Raw genomic sequence first — 6,045 nt, forward strand, 5'->3', positions numbered from 1 at the left:
GAGCCATAGCGCTCGGCCTCGGGGAGTTTGGCGAGTTCGGCCTCGTCGGGGACCGAGCGCCACAGGAAGGAGGGGACGTCGTTCTCCTCGACCTTCTTCAGGCGAGCGGGAACGCCGGCCTTGCGGAAATACTTCTGCGCCAGGATGTCGGCGGCGACTTGGCTGAACTGCGCCGGCACGTCGATATTGTCCAGGCGGAACACCACCGAGCCATCCGGATTCTTGATCTCGGAAAGCGCCTTGCGGAATTCGATCTCCGCATAGGCGGATTGTCCTGGCTTGGTGAAACGACGGTCGATGCGCATTGGTCCGGTCCTTTGTGTCTATATATAGCGCTTTTCCCCAGGGATTCATGCCCCGAAAGCGAAACGCGCGGTCCGCCGTTTGCCGGCATCTTGACGACGCCGGCATCTCCTTCGCAGTCGTCGCACGGAGCGTTGGCCAAACTTCTTGCGAAGCGCCTCTCCAACTCGCCGACGAACCCCCTGCGGGTCCCTCAAAACTTGAAACTTTTTCGCGATTCCCCCGATCGAGGGCTTCACACTATCTAGGGTCGAACCTGCCTGCAAACACTAAATATAGTGTTAACAGATCATTTTTTCCAGTCCGACAATTCTCCCTTTTCGCCACCCAAGCCCCACCAATCCCAACGCTTCCGCCGGCCTCGCAAAAGGGCGGAAATGTGGGCAAAACGCACAAAATCCGGGAAAAAAGACCGGCCTCTGAACTCTCCGGTCGCGCTCTCAACAGGAACGCATGGCCTATAAAAGGCGACTCGTTTTGCGCCGTCAAGGATTCGTTTACGTAGCTTTTGTGACCCCAATATCTTGTGTGTCACAGATGTGGATAACGGGGACAGAAGACCGCGTCGGAGAGCCTGGTTTTGGCGGTCAGCGGCGGGCGTGCGCAAGGCCACCCCGGCGATGCTGCCGCTCTGCCTTTTCATTTTAGCTGGCTTGCACTATGTCTTGCCCTTCGCGCGGGGGCGCGCCTTGTCAACCGGAAAAGCATCCGCTACGCCCCGCTCATGACAGTAACCGTCCGTTTCGCCCCGTCGCCGACCGGCCGTATCCATATCGGCAATGCACGCACCGCGCTGTTCAACTGGCTGTTCGCCATGAACAACAAGGGCCGTTTCATCCAGCGCTTCGACGACACCGACATCGCCCGCTCCAAGCAGGAGTTCGCCGATTCGATCCTCTACGACCTGCACTGGCTGGGTATCTTCCCCGACGCCACCGAATACCAGTCGCGGCGCGTCGAGATCTATGACGCGGCGGTCGAGCGGCTGAAGGCCGCGCGCGTGCTCTATGCCTGCTACGAGACGCCTGAAGAGCTCGACCTGCGCCGCAAGGTGCGCCGTACGCGCGGGCTGCCGCCCGTCTATGGCCGCGAGGCGCTGACGCTCACGCCGGAGCAGGTCGCCGAATACCAGTCCGACGGTCGACGCCCGCACTGGCGCTTCCTGCTGCCGAACTTCACCAGCGACCCGCTGCAGCCCGAACGCACCGAGGTCCATTGGAACGACCTGGTGCGCGGTGAGGAGACCGTTGATCTCGCCTCGCTGTCGGATCCCGTGCTGGTGCGCGAGGACGGCACCTATCTCTACACGCTGCCATCGGTGGTCGACGACATCGAGATGGGCGTCAGCCACGTCATCCGCGGTGACGACCATGTCACCAACACCGGCGTGCAGATCGCGCTGTTCCAAGCGCTCGGCGCCGAGCCGCCGGTCTTCGGCCACCACAACCTGCTCACCACGGCCTCTGGCGAGGGCCTGTCGAAGCGCACTGGCGCGCTGTCGATCGAGAGCCTGCGCGAGGACGGCATCGAGCCGATGGCGGTCGCTTCGCTGGCGGTGCTGGTAGGCACCTCGGAGAATGTCGCGGCAGCGCACGATCTTTCCGAACTCGCCGGCCATTTCGATCCGGCCGCGACCTCGAAATCGGCGGCCAAGTTCGATCCGGACGAGCTGTTCGTGCTCAACCGCACGCTGATGCACCATATGCCGTTTGCCGAGGCTCGCGACCGGCTGATCGTGCTGGGTGTTTCAGGCGAGAAGGCGGAGCCGTTCTGGCTGGCCGTACGAGGCAATCTCGACAGCCTGCCCGACGCGCTGGCCTGGTGGCGTATCGTGGGTCAGGGGCCGCACGAACCGGCGGAGTTTTCCGGCGAGGACCGCGAATTCCTGCACCAGGCGTTCGATCTTTTGCCGGAGGAGCCGTGGAACGGCACCGTCTGGAAGGACTGGACCGGCAAGATCCGCGAAGCAACCGGCCGCAAGGGCAAGGCGCTGTTCATGCCGCTCAGGCTGGCGCTTACTGGCCAGCCTTCCGGGCCGGAGCTTGCAGATCTATTGCCCCTGCTGGGTCGGGAAGGAACGCTGGCCCGACGACCCTGACCCTGCGCTGCTCGGGCGGCAACGCCGATACCGGCGATGTTGCCGGCTTTTCGGCCAGGCGCTTGATGGCATCGCGGTCGAGCCCGCCCTCGGCATTGGCCAGCGTCTCGGGATCAGCGCCCGGATCCGGCTTCGCGGCCGGCAAGGGAGCGAACGGCGCGGAGGCCGCTTCGGGCTCGGACTGCTCGGGGTTCGGCGGATTGCCGGCGATGATCTCGAAATTCTGCGCTTGCGCGTTGCAGCCGCAGGCCGGTGGCCGCGCCATGTTGGTCTGCTTGTAGAGATAAGCCGTCGGCAGTTCGCTGTAGGGCCTGCCGGTCACCGACGATGTCATCGCGCCGGCGTCGCCGTCCATGTCGCGCGTGTAGAACACCTGCATCTCCGTGCCAGGGCAACTCGATTCGCAGTTCTTCTGGTCGCGCTCGAAATCGCCATAAGAGGCGGCGTTCGACATCGGGAAGAAATAGCCGTCGCAGGTCCGCACGCACACAGTGTGGAAATCGCCGTTCAGCCGCGGCAAGTCCATGCCGTCGGGCTGGTTGATCACCCGGCGAATGTTGCGTTCGCTGGGATCGTCTGGCGGCACATCCGGCAAATCGGGCGTGTCGAGCGTTTCGATCTCGCGGTCGCCGTTGCCGAAAAGCTGTTCGAACAGATTGCCGCCGCCATTGTTGCGCGCGCTCTCCTCAAGCGGGGCGTGCCTCGGCGCGATCTCATCGTCGCGGCAGCCATTGGCGTCGAGTGCCGCAAGGATACGCCTTCGGTCGCGTCGAGAGCCGCCGCCGGCAAGCCGCTCGCGCTTCGCCAGCAGGGCGTCGAGATTGGCGTTCATGCGGTCGATGTTGGCGTTGATCGCTGCGCATTTGTTGACGTTGCGCGAAAACAGCGAAAAGCCGCAACCGGCATCGCTGGCCCGATTGCGCACCTTCGCCAGCTGCTCGCGCTGGCGCGCGACGGCGCCGTCATATTTGCGGATCAGGTTCGGTCCGCCGCCATCGCCGCGAGCAGCAGTGAGTTCATCTTCGAGCTGACGGCAGATGCGCGAAGCGGCCTGCGGCTCTGTCACGGCGACGACGGACAACGCCAGCGCCACGAGCAACGCCGCAAGGTGGGTCAGCTTCAACCCCACGCCCTTCATTCGCCTGAAACCCCGATTGCCAGCTCGTCGCTCAAGCTAGCGCGTCCGCGGTTAAACCTGTCTTTACTCTACAGTCGGTTGCAGTTGAGTCTGCAACCAAACGTGCCAGCAGCTTACCGCCAAATCCGGCCTCAGCCCAGGTTGACGACCGCCTGCGCTTTGTGCGCAGCCTCGACCACCGCCAGCGCCGTCATGTTGACGACGCCGCGCGAGGTCACCGAAGGCGTCAGGATGTGCGCCGGCTTGTCGGTGCCGAGCAAGATCGGCCCGACATGCAGTGCTTCCATCATGGTGCGCAGCGCCGTCAGCGTGATGTTGGCCGAATCGAGGTTCGGGAACACCAGCAGATTGGCTTCGCCCTTCAGCCGCGAATGCGGATAGACGCGCTGGCGCAGGTGCTCCGACAGTGCCGAGTCGGCATGCATCTCGCCATCGCACTGCAATTCCGGCGCGATGCGGGCCAGGATCGCCGCCGCTTGGCGCATCTTCAGCGCGCTGGGTGAATCGCGCGAGCCGAAATCCGAATGCGACAGCAGCGCCGCCTTCGGCTCGATGCCGAAGCGCTGGATCTCCTCCGCCGCCAGCACCGTCATCTCGGCGATTTCCTCGGCCGTCGGATCGACCGAGACGTGGGTGTCTGTGAGGAAGATGATGCCGCGCTGCGAGATCAGCATGGAGAGCGTGGACAGGTCCCGATCCTTGATGCCCGCGCGGGGGCCGATGATCAGCGTCACATTGCGCAGATGCCGCTCGAAACGGCCTTCGAGGCCGCAGACCATGGCATCGGCATCGCCACGCTTCAGCGCCAGCGCCGCGATCACTGTATTGTCGGTGCGCACCATGGTGCGGGCCGCTTCCGTCGTCACGCCGCGCCTCCCGGCAAGCTCGATCAGCAAGTCGACATAGTGGCGGTAGCGCGGATCTTCTTCCGGGTTGATCAGGCCGAAATCGACGCCGGGCTTGATACGCAATCCGTAGCGCTTCAGCCTGACTTCGATGACATGCGGACGGCCGATCAGGATCGGCTCGGCGATGCCTTCCTCCAGTACCACCTGGGCCGCGCGCAGCACGCGTTCGTCCTCGCCGTCGGCATAAATGACGCGCTTGGCGCTGGATGCCTTGGCGGTCGAGAACACCGGCTTCATCACCAATCCGGAGCGGAAAACGAAGCGGTTCAGCTTGTCGATATAGGCGGCGAAGTCGGCGATCGGCCTGGTCGCCACGCCTGTGTCGCAGGCGGCCTTGGCGACGGCCGGCGCGATGCGCAGGATGAGGCGCGGGTCGAAGGGCGAGGGGATCAGGAAGTCGGGCCCGAAGATCGGCGTCTCGCCCGAATAGGCGCGCGCGGCGACATCCGACGGCTCTTCGCGGGCAAGGGCGGCGATCGCCCTGACCGCCGCCATCTTCATTTCCTCGTTGATGGCGCTGGCGCCGCAGTCGAGCGCGCCGCGGAAGATGTAAGGAAAGCACAGCACATTATTGACTTGATTGGGAAAATCGGAGCGGCCTGTGCAGATCATCGCATCCGGACGCGCCGCGCGCGCGGCCTCCGGCATGATCTCCGGATTGGGGTTGGCCAGCGCCAGGATGAGCGGCTTCGGCGCCATGTGCTGCAGCAATTCAGGCTTGAGCACGCCGGCGGCGGAAAGGCCGAGGAAGACATCGGCGCCCGGAATGACATCGGCCAGCGTGCGCGCCTCCGTGTCCTTCACATAGGGGTCCTTCCAGCGGTCCATCTCCTCGAGGCGTCCCTTGTAGGCGACGCCGAAACGGTCGGTGACCCAGATGTTCTCGACCTTGGCGCCAAGCGAGACCAGGAGGTTGAGGCAGGCGAGCGCGGCGGCGCCGGCGCCCGAGGTGACGATCTTGATGTCGGCAATTGTCTTGCCGGCGAATTCCAGCCCGTTGAGCACCGCGGCAGCGACGATGATCGCCGTGCCGTGCTGGTCGTCATGGAACACCGGGATGCCCATGCGGGCCTTCAGCCGCTCCTCGACCTCGAAACATTCCGGCGCCTTGATGTCCTCGAGATTGATGCCGCCGAAGGTCGGCTCCAGCGCCGCGACCGTCTCGACCATGCGCTCGATTTCCGGCGCGTCGATCTCGATGTCGAAGACGTCGATGCCGGCGAACTTCTTGAACAGCACCGCCTTGCCTTCCATCACCGGCTTCGAGGCGAGCGGCCCGATATTGCCAAGGCCGAGCACCGCCGAGCCGTTGGAGACGACGCCGACAAGGTTGGCGCGCGCCGTATAGTCGGCGGCGGTCGCCGGGTCGTCGCGGATCTCGAGGCAAGGGGCGGCGACCCCCGGCGAATAGGCGAGTGCCAGGTCGCGCTGGTTGCCGAGCGGCTTGGTCGCCTGGATCTCCAGCTTTCCGGGAATGGGATGCTTGTGGAAGTAGAGAGCGGCCTCGTCGAGGTCCGACCGGGCCGGTTTCTTGTTCTCGCTGTCCATGCCGGCCTCCTTGCGCTTCTGCTTCGCAGCCTTTTAGAGCAGTTCCAGGA

General features: G+C 64.4%; 4 protein-coding genes. 1 reads left to right on the plus strand and 3 read right to left on the minus strand.

The genetic code is table 11. From position 1 onward, the window contains the following. Nucleotides 1-305, minus strand: a 305-nt coding sequence (locus tag EOA33_RS21035; RefSeq protein ID WP_145989221.1) for a hypothetical protein, incomplete at its 3' end; no start/stop codon positions are given. Nucleotides 306-1,027: 722 nt separating this feature from the next. Here EOA33_RS21035 and EOA33_RS21040 point away from each other — a divergent pair. Further along, on the plus strand, nt 1,028-2,401 hold the full coding sequence (locus EOA33_RS21040; protein WP_126054796.1) for a glutamate--tRNA ligase: 1,374 nt from the start codon (nt 1,028-1,030) through the stop codon (nt 2,399-2,401). Here EOA33_RS21040 and EOA33_RS21045 read toward each other — a convergent pair. Beyond that, complete coding sequence (locus EOA33_RS21045) at nt 2,319-3,539, minus strand: DUF2865 domain-containing protein (protein ID WP_127406473.1); 1,221 nt, start codon at nt 3,537-3,539, stop codon at nt 2,319-2,321. The genes EOA33_RS21040 and EOA33_RS21045 overlap by 83 nt on opposite strands. 131 nt (nt 3,540-3,670) lie before the next feature. After that, the gene (locus tag EOA33_RS21050) at nt 3,671-5,995 is read right to left on the minus strand and encodes an NADP-dependent malic enzyme (protein WP_127406474.1); all 2,325 of its coding nucleotides are present in this window, start codon (nt 5,993-5,995) and stop codon (nt 3,671-3,673) included. Nucleotides 5,996-6,045: the final 50 nt, after the last annotated feature.

Origin of the sequence: Mesorhizobium sp. M4A.F.Ca.ET.050.02.1.1, assembly GCF_003997725.1 — a bacterium.
Taxonomy (GTDB): Bacteria; Pseudomonadota; Alphaproteobacteria; order Rhizobiales; family Rhizobiaceae; genus Mesorhizobium.